This is a genomic window from Halomonas sp. KX33721, from assembly GCF_001596805.1.
In the GTDB taxonomy this organism is placed as follows: Bacteria; Pseudomonadota; Gammaproteobacteria; order Pseudomonadales; family Halomonadaceae; genus Vreelandella; species Vreelandella aquamarina.
The window spans coordinates 140,199-166,388 of the sequence record NZ_LVIA01000003.1 but is presented as its reverse complement, the minus strand read 5'-3'; the positions used below and the strand labels follow the sequence as shown (position 1 = coordinate 166,388).

The following is a 26,190-nucleotide window of genomic DNA, read 5'->3' as shown; positions in this document are numbered from 1 at the left end:
CACCGGCCAGCAGCCGCTCACGCAGCGTCGGCCAGTACTGTTTCAGGTGATCGGCCAGCTGGTCCACCGTCATGCCATCGGCACCCGGTGCGCCTTGGTTGGCAACCACCTTCCGGTAAGCCCGCGCCATGTTGGCCTTCGCTACCACGGCCTCCATGAGCGGGGCGGGCTCCGCTTTCGTCCACGATGACGACGCCGGGACCGTCTCGACGCCCACCGGCCGGGACTCAGGGTTCCGCCCCTGCCCCTCTGGGTGGGTGACGGTATCAGCGTCAGTGTCTGTCTTCATGATCGATCCTCGAGACGTCATCGCCTACTCGCGGTTCTTCATGTTCGGCCCTTGGTGCCGGGGTGAATCGGCACTTACTATGGCCTCTGCTGACGTCTGGTGACCCATCCCGTCGCCTCTCGACGCCGGTAGCACCGTGGCAGACCACCAGACCTCCCAGGGTAAGACGCGCGACCTTCCCGCTTATGCCTGTCGGATTTACGTCATGGCGTTCCGTGCAAGTATCGGGCTTTGGTGATGCGTGCCACCTCACCCCGCCATGACGCCTCGTATCCGCTTCCTGTTCGTCAGGCCAGCGTTTTGCCTCGGGCTGCCTTCAGATTCTCCCTCGCGGGAGACACCCTTGCCGTCGGCTAGCACTTCCCCTTGCCGGGCGTGCAGGGGACTTTCACCTCCAAGTCATTCCAAGGCACCACCCTCGGAAACAGCACCAGTCAGGCGCTGCGCGCCATGCCTGGCGCACACACATCATCAAGGACGTCGACCTCAAGGTCGGCGACGGCGAGTTCGTGGTCTTCGTCGGCCCCTCGGGCTGCGGCAAGTCGACCCTGCTGCGCCTGATCGCCGGGCTCGAGTCGATCAGCGACGGCGAGCTCAGGATCGCCGACGACGTGGTCAACGACCTGCCGCCCCGCGAGCGCGGCGTGGGCATGGTCTTCCAGTCCTACGCCCTCTACCCGCACATGACGGTCTACGAGAACATGGCCTTCGGCCTCAAGCTGGCCAAGATGGCCAACGAGACCGTCGATGAGCGCGTGATGGCCACGGCCCGCATCCTGCAGCTCGAGGAGCTGCTGCACCGCAAGCCCAAGGAGCTCTCCGGCGGCCAGCGCCAGCGCGTGGCCATGGGGCGCGCCATGGCCCGGGAGCCGCGCATCCTGCTGTTCGACGAGCCGCTCTCCAACCTGGACGCCTCGCTGCGCGTGCAGATGCGCAACGAGATCGCCCGCCTGCACCACCGCCTGGGCTCCACCATGATCTACGTCACCCACGACCAGGTGGAGGCGATGACCCTGGCGGACAAGATCGTGGTACTGCGCGACGGTCGCATCGAGCAGGTCGGCAGCCCCCAGACGCTCTACCAGCAGCCGGCCACCAGGTTCGTCGCCGGCTTCATCGGCTCGCCCACCATGAACTTCATGCCGGCCGAACTGCTCGGCGGGAACGAGGAGGGCTGTCGGGTCCAGGCCCCGGGGCTCGGCGAGCTGTCGCTGCCCCAGGACGCCAGCGGCCAAGGGCCCGGCGCCGAGCTGTCGCTGGGCGTGCGCCCCGAGCACCTGCGGCTGGCCGAGGCCGAGGGCGACAACCGCTTCGAGATCGTCAACGTCGAGTACCTGGGCAACGAGGTCTATGTCTATCTCGAACCACGGGAAGGCGACACCCTGCTGATCCACCGCAGCGAAGCGCCCAGCGACTGGCAGGTCGGCCAGGACGTCGCTCTGCGCGTCGATGTCGAGCATACTCACCTGTTCGACGCCTCCGACCGGGCACTGGCCATCGCCACGCAGCGCCACGCTGCCTGACAGGGAGACATCACCAATGGGACACCTGACACTCACCGGCATCGGCAAGGACTACGACGGCGTCGAAGTCTCGCGAGACATCGACCTGAGCATCGAGGATGGCGAATTCGTGGTCTTCGTCGGCCCCTCCGGCTGCGGCAAGTCGACGCTGCTGCGCATGATCGCCGGCCTGGAAGAGATCAGCCGGGGCGAGATGTGCCTGGACGGCGAGCGTCTCAACGAGACGCCGCCCCAGGAGCGCGATATCGGCATGGTCTTCCAGTCCTACGCGCTCTATCCCCACATGACGGTGGCGGAAAACATGGCCTTCGGGCTGAAGCTCGCCCACGCCGACAAGGCCGAGATCAAGCAACGGGTCGAGGCCGCCGCCCACACCCTGCAGCTATCGCCACTGCTGGATCGCCGCCCCAAGGCACTGTCCGGCGGCCAGCGCCAGCGGGTGGCCATCGGCCGCACCCTGGTCAAGCAGCCCCGGGTATTCCTGTTCGACGAGCCGCTGTCCAACCTCGACGCCTCGCTGCGCGTCGAGATGCGCGTACAGCTCGCCGAACTGCATCGCCGACTCGGCGCCACCATGGTCTACGTCACCCACGACCAGGTCGAGGCCATGACCCTGGCGGACCGGATCGTCCTGCTCAGCAGCGGTCGCATCGCCCAGGTCGGCGCGCCGCTGACGCTCTACCACTTCCCCGAGAGCCTGGAAGTCGCCGCCTTCATCGGCTCTCCCCGCATCAACACCCTACCGGTCACGGTCATCGATCCCGGCAAGCGGCGCACCGGCGTGCGACTGCCCAACGGCGAGACACTGCCCGTGGCGGTGGATGGTTCGCGCCTGACGGAGGGCGACACGGCCACCCTGGGCATTCGTGCCGAGGATTTCGTCACGCCGGATACGGCCGATGCCCTGCTGCAAGGTCGCCTGGGCGTCGCAGAACGGCTCGGCTACGAGACCCTCGCCCACATCGACGTGGACGGTGTCGAAGGCACCGTGACCCAACGTCTCGACCGCCTGGCGTGCCTCGAGCCCCGACAAGCCCTGACACTGGGCCTGTCCGGCGAGCAGTGCCATCTGTTCGATGCCGAGGGTCAAGCCTGTCCCCGCCAGGTGGAGATCCCCGGCATCGCCCGATGACGCGGGCGGCTCGCGTCCGCCCCGGTGCGCCGCACCGGGGCCTCCCGGGTGCCTGGCGGGCCTGACACCGAGCGACTGCTGATCCGGCTTCTCGTCACGATCGGCCAGGCCCGTCAGGCTACTGGAGAAAGGAGAAGCCGGGCGGATACCGGTGATAGCCATCGAAATCCTCCTTGCCCAGCGGCACGCCCTCCGCCCTGGCGATGGCATAGACCATCGACAAGTGGAAGAAGAAGTTCGGCAGGGCGAAGGCCTGGACGTATTCGTCCATGGGCAGGGAGATGACCGCGTGTCCCGCCGTGTCCTCGCCCAGCGGCGAGTCCCCGGGATCCCGGGGAATGGAAAGCGCCAGGATGAACTCACGGCTGCGATCGAGCTGCTCCCGGACGCTGGCGTAGCGATTGACCTCGCCATCGTCTCGGTCGTCGCCGGCGTCGAAACAGACCTCCGGGACCCTGGCCAGCCGGCAGCAGGCGCGGAGCGCGAAGTTTGCCGCGATCCTGGCCTGGGTGTGCAAGGGGAACATATCCGGCGCCAGGCTGGCCTGCAGAATGCCGTGTCGCGCCGTATCGTGTCGTTCGATCTTCTCCATGAGCGCTGTCAGGCGCTCCAGATAGTGAACCAGGGTGTCCTGAACCGTCACGGTTATCCCTCCTCTCCCTCGTCGCGTCTCTTCCCGCCAGCGCCGGCGATGGCCGTCAGCGCCGCTCCAGGCGTTCCGCCAGCCAACGCCGGGTGCCCGATTCTCCTTCACGTTCGGCATGCTCGGCCAGTGTCATCGCCAGCTCCAGGTCACCGCTATCCAGGGCGGCCCGGATCATGCGTCGCCAGTCGAGGGGCGCCGAATCGACCGGCTCGTGCTCAGGAGGTGGCTCGGCCTGTGTCGGGCTCGTCGGCACCGTCTCGGCGCCACCGCTGCCCAGCAGTGGCGCCAGCAGACCATCACTCTCGCCCAGCGGCCTCACCCGCAGCGATACCTCGCCACTGGCCAGGTGCGGCGCCACCGGATCGACCACCGCCGGCTCGGCGAGATGACGCGCCCGTGCCTGGGCTCGCGCCGGGTGCAGCAGTTCGCTTTCCGCGGCCCGAGCGGCATCGGACGTCAGGACCACCAGCCGGTCGGCCCGGGCCGAGGGCGTGATACCGAAGCTCAGGTAGAGGCGGTCGTCGTTCAGGCCCCGTGTCGGCTGGTAGGTGAACTCCCGCCAGTCGAAGCGGCGCTGTATCGCGCCCGTCTCGTCGAGGATCAACACCAGGGGGGCGAACAGTGACAGATGCCCCTGGTCGTCGCGCCACACACGGCTGATCAGCTCCAGGCGCAGCGGCCCCATGCCGCGCGGCAGCTCCATGGCGTGAAAGGGGCTGGGACCAGTATCGAAGCGGTGAATCGGCGTCTCGGGGCCGAAGCGCAAGGTTCGCTCGTCATGGCCGGCCAGCGGCGATAACGGCAGGGAATCGAGCCCTCGACAGCAATCGCTGGCGCGCTCGAGCCAGGCCTCGTCGGGCCGGTGTTCGGTGGCCGAAGGCGTCGTCGTGGCGCAGCCGCCGAGCAGCAGCGCTCCCAGGGCGCCTGCCAGGGCGAGACGGCGTTTGGCCGCCCTGTGGGAAACTTCGATGGACATATCATGACCTCGTGGGGTGGCAGGAAAGCGGTGACAAGGAAAAATGCCGGTGCCCCAGGGCACCGGCCAACGATCAGCAAACTGTCATCTCACGCCATGCGTGAGGCTTACCACCAGGCCTCGGCCTGTAGCCCCACGGTCACGCCGTCGTACTCGCCCATGTCGATGGACTCGCTGGCAGCGTTGTAGACATCACCATCCCAGTTGGCATAAGTCACGAAAGCGCGCAGCACCGGACGCGCGAAGGCCCCGCGTCCCGCCGACCACTGCTGGGCCAGGGTCAGTTTGGTCAGGTCGGCGGTTTCCATGCCGTCATCCTGAGGGTCGACACGGTCATAGCCGAGTTCCAGCGCCGTGCTCTGGGTGTCGGTCCAGTAATAGGTCGGTCGAACGCCGGCCGACAGCCAGGTCTGCCCCTGGCCGTTGTCCAGGTCACGGTCCTCGTAGATGGCGGCGTAGAGCATGTCGATATCCGGCGTCAGGTTGACCTGGCCATGGTCGAGCACGCGAATCATGCTGCCTTCCGGCGTGGTCGAGGCGGTGTTGATACGACCCGAGATGCCGATGATGCCGTCGGTGGCGTACTGCACCGCAAGCTTGTTGTAACCGCCGAACCAGTCACCCTGGGTGTGCTGCAGGGTCACCATGTACCCCTTCTTGGGATCGATGCCGGCGCGGTCCTGGGCATCGGTGAGCGTTGCCGCGCCATAGTCGTAGCCGATCTCGAGGCTACCGCCCGGATTGGTCGCGATGTCCGCCAGGCGAATGTCGAGGGTGTTGTTGGCGAGGTTCTGGCGCCCATCGGGGAACTCGGTGTCCTCGCTGGTGTTGCGCAACCAGGCCAGGCTCAACTTGCCGAAGCCCAGGTCGATGTTCTCGATACCGCCACCGGGCCCCGAGAGGTCCCAGTAGTAGAAGTCATTCATGTGGATGTCATGGCGCTGGTAGTAGCGCTTGCCGGCCCAGAGGGTCGCGTTGGGCAGTGCCTCGATCACCCCGGTCGCCTGGACGTTGAGCTGGCGCAGCGCCATGGTGTTGCCATCGTCGCTTTCGCTGTCCAGGGCCTCGAAGTCGTTGCCCTGCTCGTTGACGTAGGCCACCAGGCTGTCGAAATAGAAGGTCTTGCCGTCCTTCTCGTAGAGCGTCGAGCCCAGGCCCAGCTCGGCGTAGGTCTCGCACTCGTTGCCGAGGCGGTACTTGGCCGGCGCGCCGGCTGCCTTGAAGCACGCCTGGTCGCCACCGCCGGTGGTCGAGCCGATTCCCGAGCGACCATAGCTGTGGAAGTCGACGTCGGCGGCCTGTGCAGCCCCGGTCGCTCCCAGGGCGATGGCGGCGGTCAGGGTGGAGAGCGTAAAGCGTCGTGTCCTGAGTGAGGTCATGATGATCCCTTTCTTGTTGTGTATGGCAAAGCCGGGCTTGAAACCCATGCGCTCTTGAAGCCCGGTCGGGCGTTAGCGGCGACGGCTCCCTGACGGGATGCCGCCATGATATCACTGTGTCGGAAAGGAGGCGCCCTGTTGTCCTCCCCGCCCCATGGATGAGGGGCGGAGGAACGGGGCGTAGGCGATAGTAAGCGGAGGAGGAGTGTCAGCCCTTCACGCCGCCGGCGGTCAGGCCGCCGACGATCCAGCGCTGACAGAGCAGGAACACCAGGGTGATGGGCAGGCCGGAGAGCACCGCCGCCGCCGCAAAGTCACCCCAGCGCTGGTTATGCTCGGCGAGATACTGCTGGGCGCCCACCGCCAGCGTCAGCTTGTCCTCGTCGAGCAGCAGCACCGAGGCCATGGGATACTCCATGATCGACATGATGAAGGCGAGGATGAACACCACCATCAAAATCGGCACCGACAGCGGCAGCAGGATGTGCCGGAACGCCTGCCAGGTGCTCGCTCCATCGATCATGGCGGCCTCCTCCAGGGAGCCGTCGATGGATTCGAAGTAGCCCTTGATGGTCCAGATATGCAGGGCCACAGCGCCGAGCGAAGCGAGAATCAGCGAGCCATGGGAGTTGATGCCGAGCCAGGGCACCAGTTGGCCGAGCCGGTCGAACAGCGCATAAAGCGCCACCAGCGACAGCACTGGCGGGAACATCTGGAAAATCAGCATCCCCTTGAGCAGCCCCGCCTTGCCGCGAAAGCGCATACGGGCGAAGGCATAGGCACTGGTAGTGGCGAGCAACAGGATCAGCACCGAGGACACCGCCGCCACCTTGACCGAATTCCAGAGCCACAAGAGCACCGGAAACGGTGGCTGTACGACGCTGCCATCGGCGCGCTCCCAGGGAATCCCCAGCGCCAGAGACCAGTGCTCCAGGGAGAAGCGTTCGGGAATCAGGTTGCCGGTGGCAAAATTGCCCTCGCGAAAGGAGATCGAGATCACCAGCAGCAAGGGAAATGCCACCAGGGCGACAACACCCAGCAGGGCGAGATGCGCGGCCAGCTTGCGCGCACGGATGGAACGCGGTTGAACCATGGCCATGGAAGAATCCTCCTGGAATCCGGACCTACACCTCGACCCGGGAGAGCCGCAGGTTGAGCAACGACAATCCCATCACCAGCAGGAAGATCAGGGTGGCGATGGCCGCTGCCAGCCCGAAGTCCTGCCCGGCATCCTGGAAGGCGATGCGATAGGTGTAGCTGACCAGCAGGTCGGTGGTGCCTGCCGGCGTACTCGCCCCGAGAATGTCCGGGCTGCCGCCGGTGAGCAGGGTGATCAGCACGAAATTGTTGAAGTTGAAGGCGAAGGCAGCGATCAGCAGCGGTGTCAGCGGCTTGATGATCAGCGGCAGGGTGATCCGGAACATGTTGGTCAGGCCCCCCCCCCGCCATCCACCGCCGAGGCTTCATACAGATCACGCGGCACCGACTGCAAGAGCCCCATGCACAACAGCAGCATGTAGGGATACCCCAGCCAGGTATTGACGATCAGCAGCATGGTCCTGGCCATGGCCGGATCGGTGAACCAGTTAGGACGGATGCCGAACAACCCTTCGAGGATCAGGTTTATCTCACCGTAGGACTGGTTGAACATGCCCTTGAAGATCAGGATCGAGATGAAGGCCGGCACGGCATAGGGCAGGATCAGCAGCGTGCGATACACGGCCTTGCCCCGCAGTTGCTCCCACTGCAGCAACGAGGCCAGCACGAAGCCCACCGCCAGGGTGAAGAGCACCGTGAGACCGGCGAAGACGAAGGTCCAGACGAAGATGGCCAGGAAGGGGCCCCGCACGTCGGGATCCAGCAGCACGCGTGCGTAATTGTCCAGCCCCACCGACACCGGCCAGCCCGGTGTCAGGCGTTCGCCCTCGCCGTCGACGAAGAAACCATGCTCGCGATCCGGCGTCAGTCGAGTCCCGTCACGTAGATCGGTGAGGCTGCCATCGGGGTTTTCCGTGTAGCGCGGCAGAATCGGCGCGAAGTGCCGCAAGCCGGCCATGCGCAGCTCGACGCCCTCGGGAGTGGTCAGTACCAGTCGCTGGAGGCGCTCGCGCTCGGCGATCACCTCGCGCATGCCCAGGACCTCTCCAGCCGGTGGCGACTGGGCGGGATGCACCGCCAGGGAGCCTCCCGACTCGCTGTCGACCAGGGGCTCGGATATCAGGCGCGACGCCCCGATACTCGTCTCTTCCCCCTGGGCCTCGAGATAGAGCCGGACACGCTCGCCTTCGCGGTAAAGCCGGAAATCGAAGGCGCTGCCCTCGGCCTGATAGGTACGCTCGAGAAACTGGGCACGCACCCGCTCCTCACTGAGCAGGTTGCTCGAACTGTAGTTGCTGAAGCTGATGCCGACGGTATACAGCAGTGGAAAGATCACGAAGACGCCCATGCCGGCCAGTGCCGGGAAGACGTAGCGATGACTCATCAGCTCGCGCTTGCCGAACACTACCGCCAGGGAAGCCCCCAGCACCAGGAACAGCAACGCGAACATCCACTGCCCCCGCAGGTGGAACGCCACCACCAGCCACAGCAAGGATACCACCAGCGCCGGCTCCATGGCCGACCAGAAGGCCCCATCTCGGGAATGTTGGGCATGGGGTCGCCGATCTCGGCGTTGGCCAGGGTGGCCGCGATATTGGGGTTCTCGCCCAGTTCCGCCTGATAGGCCCGATGCGCCACCGCGCCCAGCGAACCGTCACTGTTGAAGGTCCGCAGCCCTTCTTCATCGAGCAGGTAGCCCTCGAGGAATTCGGTGGCCAGGAAATCGTTGGGCGAAGCGGCATTGATCATGGCCGCGGTCACCCCGAACAGCGGCTTCGCCCTTTTCTCCCCTACCTTGGGCAGCGGCGCCACGCCGAAGTCGATGCCGCTCTTTTCCAGGTTGCTCCAGGCCCAGGGGCCGCTGATCATGGTCGCCACCTCGCCACGATTGAAGCGCGAGGCCATGACGTTGTAGTCGGTTCCCTCGGGCAGCACGCCGGAGTCGATCAGCTCGCGCAGGCGTTGCGCGCCCTCCACGGCCCCGGCATTGTTGACGCCGATGTCGCCGACGTCATATCCCTCGGCGGTCCGCTTGTAGGGATAACCACCATTGGCGGCCAGCAGGGGCCAGCCGTAATAGGGTTCGCCGTAGTCGAACAGGATCGCCTTCTTGCCCTCCTCGCTCAGTTCGGCGTCGAGCTCGGCCAGGGCCTCGAAACTTTCCGGCGCTGTCTGGACGATATCCTTGTTGTAGATCAGGCCCAGCGACTCCACTGAAATGGGATAACCGTAGGTTTCGCCATTCCAGACCATCGCGTCCCAGGTGAAATCGAAATAGCGCTCGCGATACTCCGTCGACGGCGACATCCGCCCTTCTTCACCTCGCCGATGAAGGACTTCGGCTACGACATCAGCGACTATCGGGACGTCGACCCGCTGTTCGGCACTCTCGAGGACTTCGACCGCCTGGTGGAGGCCGCCCATGCCAGGGGGCTCAAGGTCATCATCGACCAGGTGCTGTCGCACACTTCCGACCAGCATCCCTGGTTCGTCGAGAGCCGTCAGAATCACGACAATCCACGCGCCGACTGGTATGTCTGGGCCGACCCGCGCCCCGATGGCACGCCGCCCACCAACTGGCAATCGATCTTCGGCGGTGCGGCCTGGCAATGGGATACCCGGCGCCGCCAGTACTACCTGCACAATTTCCTGGCCGAGCAGCCCGATCTCAACTTTCGCCATCCCGAGGTCGTCGAGGCCGTCCTCGGCGAAGTGCGTTTCTGGCTGGATCGAGGCGTGGACGGCTTCCGTCTCGACGCCATCAATTTCTGCACCCACGGGGAGCTGCGCGACAACCCGCCACGGGAGGCGCTCGAGGAAGGCTTCATGGGTGTCCGCCCGGACAATCCCTATGCCTTCCAGCACCATCTGCACGACAAGACCCAGCCCGAGAACCTGGCCTTTCTCGAGCGCCTGCGCGCCCTGCTGGACGAATACCCCGGCACCACTTCGGTGGGCGAGGTCGGCGACGACGATTCGCTGACGGTGATGGCCGACTACACCCGGGGCGGCAAGCGGCTGCACATGTGCTATTCCTTCGACCTGCTGGGCGAACGGCACGACCCCGACTACCTGCATCACACCCTGGCCACCATGGAAGCCCGTCTCGACGACGGCTGGCCCTGCTGGGCACTCGGCAACCATGACGTGACACGGCTGGCCACGCGCTGGAATGCCGAGCAAGACGCGGCGGCCCTGCGCCTCTACATGGCCTTCCTTCTCACCCAGCGCGGCAGTATCTGCCTGTATCAGGGCGAGGAGTTGGGATTGGGCGAAGTGACGTTGGACTTCGACTCCCTGGTCGACCCCGCCGGCATCGCCTTCTGGCCCGCCTACAAGGGACGCGACGGCTGCCGCACCCCGCATCCCTGGCGACACGACGCCGCTCATGGCGGCTTCTCGACGACCGCCCCCTGGCTGCCGATCGCCACCGAGCACCTGGCCCTGGCCGTGGACCGCCAGGAAGACGATCCGGCTTCACTGCTCAACGCCTATCGCGCCTTCCTCGCCTTCCGCCGTCACCATCCCGCCCTGGTCGAGGGCGAGGTCGTTCATCACCCGGTACGCGACGGCGTCATGCGCCTGGAGCGTCGGCACGACGACGAACGCCTCCTGGTGGCCCTCAACTTCACCGACGAGCCCCGCACCCTGCCCGCCCCGACGACCATCACGCCGCTGGACGACGCGCCGTCATGCGTCAACGGCCGATGGGAAGCGGGCAGCGTGACGCTGCCGGCACGAGGCATCGCCATCACTTCGACCGCCGATGGCTGGCCGGATCGCTGACATCGCTCGCCCCGGGCGCTCGGTACCGAATATGGCCGAGCTCCGAAGGGCGGGTCGGAGGATCCGGCACGGCCGGGACTGGGCCAGTCCCGGCCGTGCCGGTATGCTGGGCACCCAACGCATTCGGCATGGAACTCCGCTGTGACACCTCCCTCTCGGCATATCACACTCAAGGACTTGGCCCGCGAACTCGGCGTCTCGACCGCCAGCGTTTCCAACGCCTTCAACCGACCGGACCAGCTCTCGCCGCGCCTGCGCGAGCGTATCCTCAGCGAGGCCCAGCGCCTGGGCTATCAAGGACCGGATGCCCGCGCCCGCACCCTGCGCACCGGCCGCTCGCGGATCATCGCGGTAGTCCTCGCCGAGACCCTGACCTACAGCCTGAACGACGCGGTATCCAGCGAGCTGCTGACCGGGATCGCCGAAGTGCTCGACGATCATGGCCATACCCTGCTGTTGCTATCGGGTCGGCAACCCGGTTCGCGGCAGACCTCCGGCACGGCCAGCATGGCCGACGGTTTCATCGTCTATGGCCTGATGCCGAGCGCGATGCTGCTCAACGAACTGCCCGCCCAGCGCCCCCTGGTCGCCGTGGATTTCAACATCGACGGCCAGCCGATGGTGCACATCGACAATGAGCCCGCCAGTCACGCTATCGCCTGCTATGCCCTGGCGACACCGCCACGGCGCATCGGCGTGCTCGCCCTGCGACTCACCGAGACACCCTGCAACGGGCGGGTGACCGAGGAACAACCCTGGTTGACCGCCGAACGCACCATTACCCGCGCCCGTCTCGATGGCTTCCATCGCGCCTTCGAGGAACACGGCATCGACCCGGCGGCGGTGCCAGTGTGGAATATCGAGGAGAATACCCATGACATCTGCGCTCCGGTGATCGCCTCCATTCTCGACCTGCCCGACGACGAACGGCCGGATCTGCTGCTGTGCATGTCCGACCGCATTGCCCTCACCGCCCTGACCCTGGCCGAGCAGCGTGGCCTGCGCATCCCCGAGGACCTGCGCCTGACCGGCTTCGACGGCATCGCCGAAGGGCAGTACCGCTCGCCGCGCCTGACCACGGTGCGCCAGGACAGCACCGAGAAGGGGCGCATCACCGCACGCATGATCCTCGGCCTCGTCCCCGCCGAACCCAGCCTGCTGGCCACCGAGCTGATCGTCGGCTTTGATCCGCTCGCGTTCAGTAGTGGTCGTGCCTTCTCGATGTACCGTGTCACGTTCGGCCTGACGAACCCAGCTACGCAGAGTCTCCGGTGTACAGCCAATCTTGGGGGCAATGGCGCCGGTAGACGCCCATTGGGTGGGGTAATCGACCGCGTGATCGAAGACCATGCGGACAACCCGCTTAACCTGGATATTGCATAAGACATGAAAAAGGCGGCTGAAAATCGGTTATAATTCAAGCTCCTACACAAGAACCAACCGCCTCAGCCGCCATGACAAAATGTACCACGCCGTCCGCTTCCTTTCCACGCTGCAAAGGCCGTCAGGTCATCGCCCGCCCGTTGAGTTATGGTGATTTCTGGTGTATGGAAGCAGGCTGAAAGGATGGCGTATCCTGTTGGTTGATCACCACCAAGATCACAACCAACAGAGGATGGATACGCCATGTCCAAGTCTAACCTGCATGCTCTTTCACAACCAGAGGCGACCACGAACGATCCCTTGCACGATCTGATCCGACAGGGTGCCCGTGACCTGATTGCGCGGGCTGTCGAGTCTGAGCTTCAGGGGCTACTGGATCAGTATGCCGATGTATTGACACCCGGTGGTCGCAAGGCGGTAGTCCGAAACGGTCATTTACCAAAGCGAACCATTCAGACAGGCGTTGGAGATGTTGACGTTCAGGTGCCCAAGGTCCGGGACCGCAGCGGCTCCGGCATTCGCTTCAACAGTCAGCTCCTGCCACCGTATTTGAAGCGGGCCCAGAGTCTGGATGAACTCATCCCCTGGCTCTACCTGCGCGGTGTCTCCTCTGGCAATTTCCAGGAGGCCCTGAGTGCCTTGGTCGGCGAGCAGGCCAAGGGCCTGTCCGCCAACACGGTGTCACGGCTCAAGGCACGGTGGCTGAAGGAGCACGAGGATTGGCGTCGCCGTGACCTGGGCCAGAAGCGCTACGTCTACTGGTGGGCAGACGGTGTCTACAGCAATGTTCGTCTGGATGATCGACTTTGCCTGCTGGTGATTATCGGGGTCACAGAGCATGGCCACAAGGAGCTGGTCGCGGTGGAAGATGGCCACCGCGAGTCCGAAGCCAGCTGGCGAGAGCTGCTCACCGGCTTGCGTGAACGTGGCCTGGACAATGCGCCCAAGCTGGCCGTAGGCGACGGGGCTTTGGGCTTCTGGAAAGCGCTGAGCAAGGTGTTTCCGGATACCCGGCACCAGAGGTGCTGGGTTCACAAGACTGCCAACGTGCTGGACAAGCTGCCCAAGTCCGTACAGCCGAAGGTGAAGTCAGACCTGCATGAGATCTATCTGGCGGAGACCCGTGATGGCGCTCACAAAGCCTTTGACAGCACGTTAAGGCGATTCCGGGACAAGTACCCGAAGGCCATGGAAAACCTCGAAAAAGACCGGGATGAACTGCTGGCCTTTTACGATTTCCCGGCAGCGCACTGGATTCACTTGAGGACCACGAATCCCATTGAGTCCACCTTCGCCACAGTCAGGCTGAGGACCAAGCGAAGCCGGTCCTGTGGCAACCGCGACACTACGTTATCGATGGTATTTAAATTGCTCCAATCCGCCCAGAAACGCTGGAAGCGGATCAAGGGGTTTAACCAACTGAAGCTGGTCGTGAATAACGTTCAGTTTCGGGATGGAGAACGGGTGGATGATCAATCCGGCAGAGACGCCGCCTGATGCTCATACACCAGATTTGACAATAACTCCGGTCGCAACTATTCCTGTAACAAGATAAAGCCTTTGTCTGGCAATAATTTCGAATTGGTCAATGAGGGAGGCGAGATCAGGAATGTTAAATTATACGAAGGGAAGCATCACGGACTGGAGTAGGGTACCCGGGAATTATTTTCATCGGGCATCCTGGCAAGAGAGTGAGGGGCTATTTGGTTGCTCGATCCGAGGATTGGATAATGAGTTTTTTGGAACTGTATAGTCTTTTACTTGCCCTGGTGGTCGGCATCGTGGCTACCATCCTGGGCCTTTACGGGTTTGTGCGCGTGATGGGCTCTGCGCGCGGGGAGCCGGGCAAGGATGTGCCGGCAAGCTCCGGTGTGCTGTCGCGGGATCCGGTGTGGGGGCGCTATCACGCGCGTTACTACGGTTACGCATTGTTGTTCCTGGCCTTCGATATGGAAATGGCGTTCATGTACCCATGGGCCGTCGTGTACAAAGAAGTAGGGCTGGTTGCTTTGTATGATATGGGCGTATTTCTTGCCATCCTCTTTCTGGGCCTGCTTTATGGCTGGAGTCAGGGGGCATTGAGGCGTCAATGACTTCTGATCATCCCATTAACACCACAGGTTCGCGTCAGAGGCAGACACGGTTTGCCGCTCTTCAGAAGTGGGTTTCCCGTGCATTTGCGCGTGACCTGAGTTGTCTCATCGTCCCGGGACAGGATGTCGCTCTGGCGCATGGCTTGAATGTGAGTGCCACCGGCATGCGTGTCAGCGCCTCACCCCGTGATGCGAATGTGCTTCTGATCGTCGGCGGGCTTTCAGAAAAAATGGGCGAGGTTGCAACGGTGCTTTATGCGCAGATGCCCCGGCCCCGCACTATTCTCATGCTTGGCGGCAAGACGCCATCGTCTTTTCCGGATGCTGATGTATCAGCGGGTCTGTCGCAAAAGGCACTGGCCGACGCGGTTGGGCGGCTGAAGCGGGCACTGGCGGAAGGTGCCTTCGCTACTTCAGCGGAGGATTTTGATGCCTCCGTCCTGCACGTCAAAATCGAGTACGTCTGCCCTATGCACCCGGAAGTTGTCGAAGACGAGCCGGGCAGTTGCCCCAAATGTGGCATGGATCTGGTAGCACGCGAAGCGGGGGAGCAAACCCCTGAGGGCGGCCACGATCATGAACATCACCATGATCACGAACACCAGAGCCAAGACCACGACCACGACCACGACCACGACCACGACCACAGTAACGAACACAGTAACGAACACCAACCGGAACACGCTCACGAAAATGCCGGGACCGAATATACCTGCCCCATGCACCCCGAAATTGTTCGGGACGAGCCTGGCAGCTGCCCCAAGTGCGGTATGGACCTGGTAGTCCGCGAGGACGGGGAAGATGAGGGCCACTCAGAACATGAACATTCCAGCCATGATCACGGTGAGCATGAGCATGGAGGGCACGATCACGGTGGCCACGATCATGGCGCCTCGGGATTCATGTCGATGATTGAAGTCACCAAGGATCTGCCACGCAGCGCCGATGGCCTGCAGATGGACTGGCTTGAGGTGCCGTTCGGTCCGGTCTTCCCCGGCTTGCCCGGCGGACTGAAGTTGACGTTGACCCTTGATGGTGACGGCGTAACGGAGGGGCAGGCGACCTCCCTGGTGGGGGTGACCAGCGAAGGTGAGAATATTGAAGAAAGTGAAGAGATGGATGCCGAGACCTTCATTGGGTATCTGTCAGCCGCAATTCCACTGGCACCGGTGAGCTACCGTCTTTTAGTCTGTCTGGCAATAGAGCAAGCGGCAGGGCTGGAGGACGATTCGGCAAACGCCGGTGCTCGCACCGGCGCCCTTGAGCGTGAGCGCATCGCCAGTCACCTTGGCTGGCTGGCTCAGTTAGGGCGCCAGCTCGGCTTTGCCTGGCTGACGCAACGGGCAGCAACTCTGCAACTGCAAGTCAGAGAGGCTAACAGGGACAGTCTTGCTGCACTGGAGCCAGCGCTGCACAAATTAACTATCCGCCTCGGGCGAACGCCTTTGCTCAAATCTCGGCTTAAGGGTGTCGGCCTACTGCCAACGGACTCTTTTGGTCTGCGCGGGCCCGTAGCGCGTGCTGCGGATGAAGGCGGTGATGCCTGGGCGCGCCTGTGGCAACGCCTGGCCGAAATTTCGGCCAGCCTTGACCTTATAAAGTCGGGCGGGGAACCGGAGCTGCCGGTTCTGCGCGACGTTGGCGATGTGTCAGGAACCGGTGAGGCCACCGTTGACACTCCGCGCGGCGAGGCCCGGCTAAGTCTGAAACTGGAGCGCGGCCATGTTAAGTCATACAAGCTGGACACCGCCTGTAGTCAGCATATCGGCCTGGTCCCTAAGCTTGTCGAGGGCCAGGAACTGGGCGATGCGCTGCTGGCAGTCGGGTCACTGGACCTTTCGCCCTGGGAGGTGACTTCGTGACCGTCGCTATTGTTTTGCTCGCGCTGCTTGGCAGCGCCTGGCTGCTGGCTGTGGTTGAGGGCTGGATGGCGACTGGTCGCCTGAGCCCGGCCGCGCCTCTGTTTCGCGGCCTGGCTCACCTCGGCCGTGAGTCCATAGTACCGCGCTCACCAGACCGGGTCTTCTTCGAGGCCGCGCCCGTGCTTCTTTTGGTTGTCGCCGTGCTCGGTATGGCAGTCCTGCCGCTGGCGCCGGACCTGATCATTGCGGACCTTGGCACTGGCGCACTGTTTGTGAACGCGGCCCTGGCCTACGTGCTCGTCGCGGTGATCATGGCGGGTTGGGGGCCGGATGGAGCCTACGCGATGATCGGTGGCTGGCGCTTTCTGGGCCAGCTTATTGCCTATTCCATGCTGATTGTCATGCCGATCACGGCCGTGGCCATGCGTGCCGAATCCCTGGCAAACACTGCGATCGTTGGCTCCCAAGCGGGTCTATGGAACATCGTCTACCAGCCCCTGGGCTTCGTGCTGTTTTATATTGCGGCCATGGCACTGGCATTCCGCGCCCCTTTCGACCTGCCTTCTGCAGAGGGGGAGCTTGGCGGCGGTGTCGACGCTGAGTATACCGGGGTACGCCTGGCGGTGCTTCGCCTTGCCCGGCTGACGCTGGTGGTTACGCTGGCCTCCGCGACCACGGTGTTCTATCTCGGCGGCTGGCATGGGCCGCTGCTGCCGCCCTCGGCCTGGAGCCTGATCAAGACCCTGGCCGTGGCCGTGTCGATGCTGCTCGTCGGCCACTATCTGCCACGCATCCGCGAGGCGAATCTGATGCGGTGGTGCTGGGTCCTGGGTATTCCCCTCGCACTGCTCAATATCATTATTGTCGGCTTACTGATTCTGGTGGTTCCCTGATGTATGCACAGGCTTTTTTCGTTGCCGTTTTCGGGCTGGCTGCCATTGGCTTCGGCGTGGTGGTGTTTCGCACCTCGTCCATGATGCGTTCCGCACTGGCACTGCTGTTTTCGATGACCGCCGTCGGCTGCCTGTTCCTGGCGATGCAAACCGAATTCCTGGGCGTGCTGCAGATCATGATGATGGCCACCGAGATGAGCATCATGGCCATCTTCATGGTGATGTTCATGATGGATCCCGGCGGGCTTGGCGGTATGGATATGAGCCACCAGAAGCGCTTCTCGATAGGTGCCGGGGTGAGTGCCGCCGTTGTCGCCATCGCCGTTGCGCTGCTGTCCGACTGGGGCCCCGCAGCGGAGCAGGTGGTGGACGCGCAAGCGCAGACACGGGCGTTGGGCATGGAACTGCTGGGACGCTCAATGATGATCTTCGAAACCGCCGGCATCACCATCCTGACCGCAATGATCGCGGCCACTGCGGTGTCAATACCGGTGAAAAAGCTGGCGAGTAAAGACGGCAAGGAGGCATCGGAATGACCATGATTCTGATATTGGCGCTTGTGACCGGCGCCATCCTGTTCGGTATCGGAGTCTATGGAGCTCTGTCACAGACCAATCTGGTGATGATCATGATGGGCGTGGAGCTGATGCTGGCAGGCGCCATGGTGAATCTGGTGGCTTTCTGGCGCTTTCTGCATCCGGAAGCCTATTCCGGCCAGATGTTTGTGCTGGTGGTGATGACGGTTATGGCACTGGAGATGGCGGTCGGCTTTGGCGTTGCTATTGCGCGCTTCCGGGCCAAGGGCTCAGTCGAGATGGAAGAAGCGGAGGACCTGAAAGGATGAGTGCAGTGCTTCTGCCGATATTGCCACCGCTGATAGCCGCCCTGGCGGTGTTGATACTGCGCCGTGGCAGCGCTGCGCTGGCCCTGGCTGGCGCGACGCTCAGCCTGGCAGGCGGTGTCCGGCTGCTGGCCGGAGCCCTTGACGGCCAGGCCGAAACCCTGCTTCTACCCGGGCTGCCGGACATGCCCTTGCGCCTGGTTTCGGGTCCGATGACGGCACTGCTGAGTGTGGCAGTGGCCACGGTCGGAACCTTCGTTCTGGTTTATGCCATCGGCTATATGAAGCGGGAGTCCGGCCAGGCGCGCTTTTATGCCGTAATGTCGCTGTTCCTGGCGGCGATGCAGGCGTTGGTGCTGGCTGGCGACTGGGTTCTGTTGTTGGCGGCCTGGGAACTCATCGGCCTCTGCAGTTACCTGCTGATCGGCTTCTGGTTCCAGCGGCCGGAAGCCGCAAACGCAGCCAGCCGTGCTTTTCTCTATACCCGCAGCGCCGATCTCGGGCTTTATGTGGCGATATTCATACTCATCGGGTCGTCAGGTACCAGTGAGATCGCCGCCTCTCTGGAAGTTGGCGGTAGTGCCTCGACCGCCGCCGGCCTGCTGTTATTGCTGGCGGCCATGGGTAAGTCGGCCCAGGTTCCCCTGCAGGACTGGCTGATGCGCGCCATGGCCGGCCCGACACCGGTCTCGGCGCTGCTGCACTCGGCCACGCTGGTGGCGGCGGGCGCCATTCTGCTGATCCGGTCTGCGACGCTGCTGAGTCCTGAAGCGCTTTTCGCTATAGGGCTTGTGGGTGGTATCACCACGGTGGCGGCCGGGGTGATTGCGCTTGCCGAACGTGATCTCAAACGCCTGCTGGCGGCTTCCACGGCCAGTCAGTACGGCCTGATGCTGATTGCAGTGGGCGCCGGGGTTCCGACAGCCGCGCTGTTGCACCTTCTCGCCCATGCTGCCATTAAAAGCACCCTGTTTCTTGCTGCCGGTGACTTTCAACATGCCCGCGAGGGTACCGCTTTTGATCAGTTGAAAGGCGTTGGCCGCGCCAGGCCCTGGGCCTTTGCCGGCTTTGCGCTGGCAGCGCTGGCACTGGCGGGCATTCCACCGCTGAGCGGGTTCTTTTCCAAGGATGCGGTAATTGCTGCCGCGCTGTCGGGGCAAGGCGCCGCCTGGCTCGGCCCCCTGGCTCTGGCGGGCACTCTGCTTACCGGCGCCTATATGGGCCGGGCTTTACGGGTGCTCTGGCAGGGCTCGGGCGACAGCCGGCCGGTAGAAGGTACTGGCTGGATGCGCGCTGGCATCTGGGGTCTGGCGATCCCCGCCGCTGGCCTGGGTCTGGCCTTTGGTCCCCTGGAAACAATACTTGATCTGCCCGCTCCGGAAACCGCAGGTACCGTCGCCATAGTGCTGGGGCTCGTCGCCGCATTGGTCGGGCTGGCCTTGGGCTGGCTGGTGCCGGTCCAGCGCCTGCTTGGACCTGCCCATCAATGGGCAGAATCGGGTTTGGAGGTCGCGGGCGGGCTTACCGCCTGGATAGGCCGGCCCGCAATGGCTGTTGCCCGGGGCTGTGACCGTCTGGAGGATCATCTGTACGCGGCCGCGCTTGCCATTGGTCATACAGCTCTCAGCATTGCCCGTGGGGGCGAGCGACTGGAACAACGTTTGTATCTGGCCGTACTTGGCGTCGGCCGCGCCAATCTGGCGGTGGGTCGCTGGGTTCGCAGCGGGGATGAGCGTGGTATCGACGGCCTGATCTTTGCCCTCGTGGCCGGTGTGCGGGACCTCGGCGCGCGGGCGAGAACCCTGCAAAGCGGCCTGATCCATCACAGCCTGGCGATCAGCGCCGTAGCCACCGCTGTGCTCCTGGCCATCCTGTTTTCAGCTTCACTGAGTGTCTAAAGGAACCCTGTACTCATGTTACCACTTGTATCCCTGACCCTGTTTTTGCCACTCGTCGGCGCTGTGCTGATTCTGTGTTTGCCGAAGCCGACGGCACGGACGGTGCACAGCATAGCGATCGCCAGTGCCGCCCTGACCCTGGTCGGCGCTCTGGCCATGTGGCTTCAGGGCGTGAGTGGTGACGGCTTTTCCCAGGTCGAAGAGCTGGTATGGATGCCGGCCATTGGCGCCGCCTACCGGGTCGGGGTTGATGGCATCAGCCTGCCGCTGGTGCTGCTGAGTGCCGTGCTTTTCCTGGTTTCTCTGATCTATGCGTCGTCGCTTCGCGACCGTCCGCGTGCCTACGTAGCTCTGATCCTGCTTCTGGAAACCGCGGCAATCGGTACCTTTACCGCCCTGGACGGCATTCTGTTCTACGTCTTCTTCGAAGTTTCCCTGGTGTCGATGTATTTCATGATTGCCGGATGGGGACATGAAGACCGGCAGCGGGCCGCCCTGATGTTCTTTATCTACACCCTGCTGGGCAGCCTGCCACTGTTGCTCGCAATTCTGGGGCTTTACCTCGGCAGCCCCGACCCCACCTTCGATATGCGGGCGTGGATTGCCAACCCTCCCCTCGAGGGGGCGGCGGCCATGTGGGCGTTGATCGCCATGCTGATTACCTTCGCGGTCAAGATTCCTGCGATACCCCTGCATACCTGGTTACCTGCGGCACACGTGCAGGCACCGACCGTTGGTAGCGTCATCCTGGCGGGTATCATGCTGAAGTTCGGCACATACGGGCTGGTGCGGTTCGCCCTGCAAATGACCCCTGACGCCCTCCGCGATGCCGGCATCGTTGTTTTGTTTTTCGGTGTCGTCAGCGCAATCTACGGTGCCTTTGCCGCCCTGGCACAAACTGATCTCAAGCGCCTGGTGGCCTATACCTCAATCAACCACATGGGCTACGTCATTGTCGGCGTTGCCGTTGCCGCACTGACTCTGGACCCGTCGGTGCGTGCCGTCGCGCTGGATGGAGCCGTGCTGCAGATGTTCAGTCACGGCCTGGTCACCGGTGCCCTGTTCTTCCTGGTGGGCATGATTCAGGAGCGCGCCCATACCCGCGAAATGGGGGAGTTTGGCGGCTTGCTCAAAACGGTTCCATTGCTTGGCTGGTCCTTTGTGCTGGCGGCTTTCGCGTCTCTGGGTCTCCCTGGCCTGGCGCACTTCCCGGCAGAGTTCCAAATATTTCTCGCCACCCTGGGCACTACTCCCATCGCGGTTGTGGTGATTCTGGGTATTGCCATTATCGCCGGAACCTTTCTCAAGGCACTGCGTGAAACCTTTCTGGGTGAGCCCCGGGATCGCTGGAATAAAATGCCGGATCTGAGCCCGCGAGAAATTCTCGCGGTGGCGCCCCTGCTGGTGCTCACCGTTGCCACCGGCGTGGCGCCGTCCTGGGTGCTGGACGTTATTCACCGGACCACATCGGCACTGGTGCTGTAATGGGTCGAGATCTCGCATTAATCATTCCGGAAATTGCCGTTCTGTTGACGGCTGTCGGTGCCCTGATCGCGGAAATGCTGCGACAACCCCGGATTTCGCTGATCATTGCCGTCATCGGCCTGGTGGTTGCCACGGGGCTGGCCCTGCGCCTGCTCGGCACAGACACAACGATATTTGGCGGCAGCTTCCGGATCGACACGTTAAGCATCTGGGCCAAGCTCATTCTGCTGCCAGCAACGGTGCTTGCGATGTTACTGGCGCGGGTGGATGTCCGAGGCAGCGCCCGTGAGGGTACGGTCTACAGCCTGCTGATCTTTTCCACTCTCGGCGCCCTGGTGCTGGCGGGGGCAGGGGACACCATGTTTCTGGTGCTGGGCACGCTGCTGACCGGTTTGGCCACCTTCGCCCTGGTCGCCTATCCGGACACCGACCCGGCGACCGAAGCCGCCATGAAATTCTTTGTGTTCGCTTCAGTCACCACATCGATCATGATTTTCGGCCTGAGCTACTGGTTCGGTGCCTCCGGCTCTACGCTGATCGCCGATCTGCCGGCCATGGACGCGATGCCGCTGGCCGTTATTCTCGGGTTCGTGGCTGTGGTAGTGGGCCTGGGCTACAAGGCATCACTGGTTCCGTTCCACTTCTGGGCACCCGACGCCTACGAGGGCGCGCCACTGTCGATTGCCGCCTACCTATCCGTCGTGCCCAAGATTGGCGCCCTGTTTGCGCTCACTCAGGTGGTTCGTCACCTGCCACCGGAAACCGGCTGGGCTGCGGTCATGGCGGGGCTGGCCGTGCTGAGCATGACCTATGGCTATCTTGCGGCACTGGTGCAGGATAACGTCATCCGGCTGCTGGCCTATTCGTCGATTGCCCAGTCCGGCTATTTCCTGCTGGGCATCCTCGCGGTGGGCTCCAGTGAGCTGGCCTTACCATCGATCATTCTGTTCGCCGCCGCCTATGCGGCTATGAACCTGGGCGCTTTCGCGGTTGCCGCCATAGCCGGGCGCACTCTGAACGATTTTAGCGGGCTGGGCCGGTCGCGGCCTTTGATTGCCATCGCAATGGTAGTCTTCCTGCTGTCATTGGTGGGCATTCCGCCACTGGCAGGTTTCGTCGGCAAGTTCCTTCTGTTTGCGGCAGCCATTGACGTCCAGTTCACATGGCTGGCGGTGGTGGCGATCATCAATAGTGCACTGTCGCTGGCAGTGTATCTGCGCATTGTTGTGCCGATGTACAGGGGAGGGGATTCTGCATCCGTTGAGCTTGATGCATGGCTGGGATTCGTGGTGTTTGCGACGGTTGCAGCCACATTCATCATCGGACTGGGTGCCCAGTTTATGATTGTTCGCGACATCGTATGATGTGCCTAGTGTTGTGTTCGGCATCCATGCGAGAAAGCCGCCGAACGCTGACGTGGTCAAGAAATCGCCATCTTACCCCAGCAGACAAACTATGCTGCGCTACCTCAGACCCGGCGAGCCAGCCACCAACCAGCGACCATCGACAGCAACAACGCCACGAGAGGCCAGGTTATACCACTTATTGACGCAAAGGCCGGGCCCGGACAATAACCTGATAGACCCCAGCCTATCCCAAACACAGCCGCACCAATCAATAAACGGGTATCAATATCACGACGTGTGGGCACGATAAACGTTTCCGCGAACAGAGGGCCCTGGCGACGGAACACCAATTGGTAGCCGACAAACGTTGTTACCACGGCTCCGCCCATCACAAATATGAGCGTTGGGTCCCAGTTACCGAAGACGTCGAGAAAGCCCTGAACACGATGGGGGTCAGTCATACCGCCAATAGCCAGACCCAGGCCAAACAACAAACCAGCCAGGTAACCAAAAATCAGTTTCATAAAGAGTGTCCTGTCATGAGTCTGACGACGTAAACGTTTCGATGGCGGTGATGTCACTTCCGACGGCGGTATCCTGCTGCTGCGGCAGCTCGATCGCGAGATGGGCCTGACCCGCGCTATCGCTCGCCGGCTGAGTGATGACCGCGATCCTCAACGCTGCCTGCATCGCACCGAAACCCTGGTTCGGCAGCGCGTGTTTGGCCTGGCGCTGGGCTACGAGGATCTCAACGACCACCAGGCGCTGCGTCACGACATCGCCCTGCAGACCGCCGTCGATACCGATGGCGTGCTGGCCAGTCAGTCCACCCTGTGCCGCTTCGAGCAGCAAGCTGACCGGGACTGGGCGATCACCATCCACGAGGAGATGATCGAGCAGTTCATCCGCTCGTTCCGGCGGCCACCCAAGAAGCCGCTCTACCTCGACTTCGATGCTACCGCCGATCGGGTGCATGGCCAGCAGCTCGGGCGGCACTTCAACGGCTACTACAACCACTACATCTTCCTGCCGCTGTTCGTGTTCTGTGGCGACCAGCTGCTGGTCAGCTACCTGCGTCCGGCCTCGCTGGATGCCGCTCACCACGCCGGCGCCATCCTCGCCCTGTTGGTCCGGCGGCTGCGCCAGGCGTGGCCTGAGGTGAAGATCGTCTTCCGAGGCGACAGCGGATTCTGCCGTCCGCTGATTCTCAACTGGTGCGACCGCCACGGCGTCGATTACATCATCGGCCTCGCCGGCAACAAGCGCTTGGCCAAGCTGGCTCTGGACATCGACTACACGTCGGCTATCCGCTTCGAGAAGAGTTGGGAGAAGGAGCGTGTCTTCGGCTTCATCGAGTACGCTGCCAAGAGCTGGAAGGAGCGTCGACGAAGGGTGATCGTCAAGTCCGAGACCAGCCGGCGTGGCTTCAACACCCGCTATGTGGAGCAGCAGTTCCTGTTCTCCGACCGCACCAGCTGCCACGAATGGTGGCCCAATCAGTACCGACTGCTGCTCTCGGGGCTGGCCTACCTGCTCCTGGAGCGGCTGCGTCGGATTTACCTTAAGCGCACCGCCTTCGCCCAAGCCCAGGTCAACACCATCCGCCTGAAGCTGCTGAAGATCGGCGCCGTCATCACCCGCAACACGCGCACCATCCGGCTGATGTTGAGCAGCCAGTACCCGGAGCAGGACCTCTTCCTGAAGCTGGCTGGCAAACTGGTGCCTGGATAGCACCGCGGCGTGCTGTCCCCGGCACAGAAAAGACATAGGGGGTGGGGGGGGCGCCCTGAGCACAGGAACTTGATCAAAAAGCAGCCAAACTCCACTCCAGATCCCTTTTATCCCCACCGAGCCTGGCATCTGGGGACTTCTGACTGACCCGGTGCAACATCCGGGCTAGGCAGCCTGCTGGCTCCTGCCCTTGCCATTGCTGAAGAGAGCGAGAAGACGCCCCGCTGGAACGAGGCGCTGATCGAGGCGGCGTAGGCAGTGACGCTGGGACCCCGCCCGCTCTTTCTGGTCAACGACATGAGTGCGGACAATGCTCACGAGCAGGCACTCAAAGCGACGTTACTGATCTGTGCCGCCGAGCGAACCACCTGGCACTGCTCGCCGCTGCCGATTGGGCATCGGGGCGCACCGCTTCAGTTTCCCGAACACACGCTCGAGTCGTATATCGCAGGCGCTCAGGGCGGGACCGATATCTTGGAGTGCGACGTCGCCTTCACCGCCAACGAAGCACTAGTCTGCCGCCACTCACAGTGTGACCTCCACGCCACCACCAATATCGTCGAGACGCCATTGGCCGGGTAGTGCAGCGTGCCGCCAGCGTTCGATGACACCACCGGCGCGTTGACCAACGCGGCCGATATACGCTGCTGCACTAGTGACATAACGCTCGCGGAGTTTCATACGCTGCAAGGGCGTGAATAGCGATGCCACGAGTATCGTGGTGTAAGTGACGGGCACCCCAGGGTGGCGCACAGACCTCTATACGTCCCCTGGTACCTTGATGAGCCATGCCAACAGTATTGTGCTCTTCCAGCAGCAGGGGATCATGATGGCACCGGAACTGAAATCCCACGAGGTCGACATGCCGTTCACCGGGCATACTTCCGAGGGTTTCACTCAGCAGGCCTACGCCCAGAAGATGATCGATGAGTACAAGGCGGGTCCCATTGAGCGTTCGGCTATTTTTTTTCATTTTTTCATTAAAAATGAGAACCATTAGCACTAGAATGGCAGCATGATGATTGATGCATTCGCCACCAGGAGTCGTCCATGTTCGAGATCAAAGACGCCACGTTTGAAGTCAATGGCAAACCCATCCTCAACCCCATCGAGCACACGTTTCACGAAGGCAAAGTGTATGGCCTGATTGGCCATAATGGTTCCGGCAAGTCGACGCTCATCAAGCTGATGGCACAGCAGCAGCCGGTCGCTCGGGGCGCGATCCATTTCGATCAGCGCCCGCTGAGTGACTGGGGGCATCGTGAGTTTGCTCGCCAAGTGGCCTACCTTCCTCAACACCTGCCGAGCGCCGAGAGCTTGACCGGGCGTGAACTGGTCGGCTTTGGCCGCTATCCGTGGCACGGTCTCTTGGGGCGCCACACCCAGGCCGACGAAGAAGCCGTGGAACGCGCCATTGCGCTCACGCATACGGAAGCCTTCGCCGACCGACTGGTCGACACCCTCTCCGGCGGCGAACGCCAGCGGGTTTGGCTGGCGATGCTGCTTGCCCAGGGCAGCCGCTTCCTGCTGTTGGACGAGCCGTTGGCGGCGCTGGATATTGCCCATCAAATCGAAGTGCTGGCGCTGATTCGCAAGCTGTGCGACGAGCTCGATTTGGGCGTGGTGATCGTGCTGCACGATATCAACATGGCCTCCCGCTACTGCGATGAGCTGATGGCCCTGCACAGCGGCCGACTCCTGGCACACGGCTCTCCCCACGAGCTAATGCGCGACAGCACCCTGGAAGCCATTTACGGGTTGCCGATGCAAGTCATCCGACACCCCAATGGAGAGCACAATATCGCCGTTGCCCAGTAGCTGGCCGCTGA

22 protein-coding genes and 5 pseudogenes are annotated in these 26,190 nt (G+C 62.9%); 17 read left to right on the top strand and 10 right to left on the bottom strand.

The annotated features are described in order from the left end of the window. Positions 1–289 (bottom strand): annotated as a pseudogene (locus A3220_RS01040) (group II intron reverse transcriptase/maturase); the annotation flags it as partial. 467 nt (positions 290–756) lie between these two features. Between A3220_RS01040 and ugpC (A3220_RS01035) the strand changes: the two are divergent. Then, on the top strand, positions 757–1,812 hold the full coding sequence (gene ugpC, locus A3220_RS01035; protein ID WP_062372474.1) for a sn-glycerol-3-phosphate ABC transporter ATP-binding protein UgpC: 1,056 nt from the start codon (positions 757–759) through the stop codon (positions 1,810–1,812). A gap of 16 nt (positions 1,813–1,828) precedes the next feature. Beyond that, entirely contained in the window at positions 1,829–2,944 is a 1,116-nt protein-coding gene (gene ugpC, locus A3220_RS01030) for a sn-glycerol-3-phosphate ABC transporter ATP-binding protein UgpC (protein ID WP_062372471.1), read from the top strand. Between the two features lie 118 nt (positions 2,945–3,062). Here the strand turns inward: ugpC (A3220_RS01030) and A3220_RS01025 are convergent, their stop codons facing one another. The 7 genes from A3220_RS01025 to malE form a co-directional block, all read right to left on the bottom strand. Then, a complete protein-coding gene (locus tag A3220_RS01025) occupies positions 3,063–3,587 on the bottom strand; it encodes a DUF1993 family protein (RefSeq protein WP_062372468.1) in 525 nt (174 codons plus the stop codon). A gap of 55 nt (positions 3,588–3,642) precedes the next feature. Then, positions 3,643–4,566: a MalM family protein gene (locus tag A3220_RS01020; protein ID WP_062372465.1), complete on the bottom strand. Its 924-nt coding sequence runs from the start codon at positions 4,564–4,566 to the stop codon at positions 3,643–3,645. Between the two features lie 107 nt (positions 4,567–4,673). Continuing rightward, positions 4,674–5,993 (bottom strand): maltoporin, encoded by a 1,320-nt coding sequence (locus tag A3220_RS01015; protein WP_084812724.1) that lies wholly within the window; start codon positions 5,991–5,993, stop codon positions 4,674–4,676. Between the two features lie 160 nt (positions 5,994–6,153). Continuing rightward, positions 6,154–7,044 (bottom strand): maltose ABC transporter permease MalG, encoded by an 891-nt coding sequence (gene malG, locus A3220_RS01010; protein WP_013333439.1) that lies wholly within the window; start codon positions 7,042–7,044, stop codon positions 6,154–6,156. Positions 7,045–7,069: 25 nt separating this feature from the next. Then, positions 7,070–7,369 (bottom strand): ABC transporter permease subunit, encoded by a 300-nt coding sequence (locus A3220_RS17695; protein WP_164834367.1) that lies wholly within the window; start codon positions 7,367–7,369, stop codon positions 7,070–7,072. Between the two features lie 5 nt (positions 7,370–7,374). Then, positions 7,375–8,535, bottom strand: a complete 1,161-nt coding sequence (gene malF, locus A3220_RS01005) for a maltose ABC transporter permease MalF (RefSeq protein ID WP_164834366.1) — start codon at positions 8,533–8,535, stop codon at positions 7,375–7,377. After that, complete coding sequence (gene malE, locus A3220_RS17380; protein ID WP_252860393.1) at positions 8,448–9,350, bottom strand: maltose/maltodextrin ABC transporter substrate-binding protein MalE; 903 nt, start codon at positions 9,348–9,350, stop codon at positions 8,448–8,450. The genes malF and malE overlap by 88 nt, the downstream gene beginning before the upstream one ends. Before the next feature lie 3 nt (positions 9,351–9,353). Here malE and A3220_RS00995 point away from each other — a divergent pair. Both A3220_RS00995 and A3220_RS00990 read left to right on the top strand, forming a co-directional pair. Beyond that, positions 9,354–10,829, top strand: a pseudogene (locus A3220_RS00995) (alpha-amylase family glycosyl hydrolase); the annotation flags it as partial. A gap of 141 nt (positions 10,830–10,970) precedes the next feature. Then, positions 10,971–11,996, top strand: a pseudogene (locus A3220_RS00990) (LacI family DNA-binding transcriptional regulator); the annotation flags it as partial. A gap of 15 nt (positions 11,997–12,011) precedes the next feature. On the opposite strand, the pseudogene A3220_RS17690 reads toward A3220_RS00990, so the two are convergent. After that, positions 12,012–12,179, bottom strand: a pseudogene (locus A3220_RS17690) (IS3 family transposase); the annotation flags it as partial. 276 nt (positions 12,180–12,455) lie between these two features. Here A3220_RS17690 and A3220_RS00985 point away from each other — a divergent pair. From A3220_RS00985 to A3220_RS00945, 9 genes are all read left to right on the top strand, one after another. Further along, positions 12,456–13,709 carry an IS256 family transposase gene (locus A3220_RS00985; protein WP_062372463.1) on the top strand — a complete coding sequence of 418 codons (1,254 nt, stop codon included), beginning with the start codon at positions 12,456–12,458 and terminating at the stop codon, positions 13,707–13,709. Between the two features lie 233 nt (positions 13,710–13,942). Next, on the top strand, positions 13,943–14,305 hold the full coding sequence (locus A3220_RS00980) for an NADH-quinone oxidoreductase subunit A (protein WP_036206228.1): 363 nt from the start codon (positions 13,943–13,945) through the stop codon (positions 14,303–14,305). A gap of 263 nt (positions 14,306–14,568) precedes the next feature. Continuing rightward, positions 14,569–16,167: a heavy metal-binding domain-containing protein gene (locus A3220_RS17685; protein WP_252860392.1), complete on the top strand. Its 1,599-nt coding sequence runs from the start codon at positions 14,569–14,571 to the stop codon at positions 16,165–16,167. Continuing rightward, positions 16,164–17,060, top strand: coding sequence for a complex I subunit 1 family protein (locus A3220_RS00970; RefSeq protein ID WP_062372459.1), 897 nt, complete (start codon positions 16,164–16,166; stop codon positions 17,058–17,060). Before A3220_RS17685 ends, A3220_RS00970 begins: the two co-directional genes overlap by 4 nt. Then, positions 17,060–17,596, top strand: coding sequence for an NADH-quinone oxidoreductase subunit J (locus A3220_RS00965; protein WP_036206233.1), 537 nt, complete (start codon positions 17,060–17,062; stop codon positions 17,594–17,596). The genes A3220_RS00970 and A3220_RS00965 overlap by 1 nt, the downstream gene beginning before the upstream one ends. Further along, positions 17,593–17,904, top strand: coding sequence for an NADH-quinone oxidoreductase subunit NuoK (gene nuoK, locus A3220_RS00960; RefSeq protein ID WP_036206236.1), 312 nt, complete (start codon positions 17,593–17,595; stop codon positions 17,902–17,904). The genes A3220_RS00965 and nuoK overlap by 4 nt, the downstream gene beginning before the upstream one ends. After that, on the top strand, positions 17,901–19,799 hold the full coding sequence (locus tag A3220_RS00955) for a proton-conducting transporter membrane subunit (RefSeq protein WP_062372457.1): 1,899 nt from the start codon (positions 17,901–17,903) through the stop codon (positions 19,797–19,799). Before nuoK ends, A3220_RS00955 begins: the two co-directional genes overlap by 4 nt. 15 nt (positions 19,800–19,814) lie before the next feature. Further along, complete coding sequence (locus tag A3220_RS00950) at positions 19,815–21,284, top strand: NADH-quinone oxidoreductase subunit M (protein WP_062372451.1); 1,470 nt, start codon at positions 19,815–19,817, stop codon at positions 21,282–21,284. After that, a complete protein-coding gene (locus tag A3220_RS00945; RefSeq protein ID WP_062372447.1) occupies positions 21,284–22,648 on the top strand; it encodes an NADH-quinone oxidoreductase subunit N in 1,365 nt (454 codons plus the stop codon). The genes A3220_RS00950 and A3220_RS00945 overlap by 1 nt, the downstream gene beginning before the upstream one ends. 104 nt (positions 22,649–22,752) lie before the next feature. On the opposite strand, the gene A3220_RS00940 is transcribed toward A3220_RS00945, so the two are convergent. Then, positions 22,753–23,154, bottom strand: coding sequence for a DUF6691 family protein (locus A3220_RS00940; RefSeq protein WP_062372443.1), 402 nt, complete (start codon positions 23,152–23,154; stop codon positions 22,753–22,755). Positions 23,155–23,191: 37 nt separating this feature from the next. Between A3220_RS00940 and A3220_RS00935 the strand changes: the two are divergent. The 4 genes and pseudogenes from A3220_RS00935 to A3220_RS00920 all read left to right on the top strand — a co-directional run. Then, positions 23,192–24,361 (top strand): annotated as a pseudogene (locus A3220_RS00935) (IS1380 family transposase); the annotation flags it as partial. Between the two features lie 258 nt (positions 24,362–24,619). After that, entirely contained in the window at positions 24,620–24,943 is a 324-nt protein-coding gene (locus tag A3220_RS17680; RefSeq protein ID WP_062372440.1) for a glycerophosphodiester phosphodiesterase family protein, read from the top strand. Positions 24,944–25,142: 199 nt separating this feature from the next. Then, positions 25,143–25,361: a hypothetical protein gene (locus tag A3220_RS17675; protein ID WP_062372437.1), complete on the top strand. Its 219-nt coding sequence runs from the start codon at positions 25,143–25,145 to the stop codon at positions 25,359–25,361. Between the two features lie 50 nt (positions 25,362–25,411). After that, on the top strand, positions 25,412–26,179 hold the full coding sequence (locus A3220_RS00920; RefSeq protein ID WP_062372434.1) for an ATP-binding cassette domain-containing protein: 768 nt from the start codon (positions 25,412–25,414) through the stop codon (positions 26,177–26,179). The last annotated feature ends 11 nt before the right edge of the window (positions 26,180–26,190 follow it).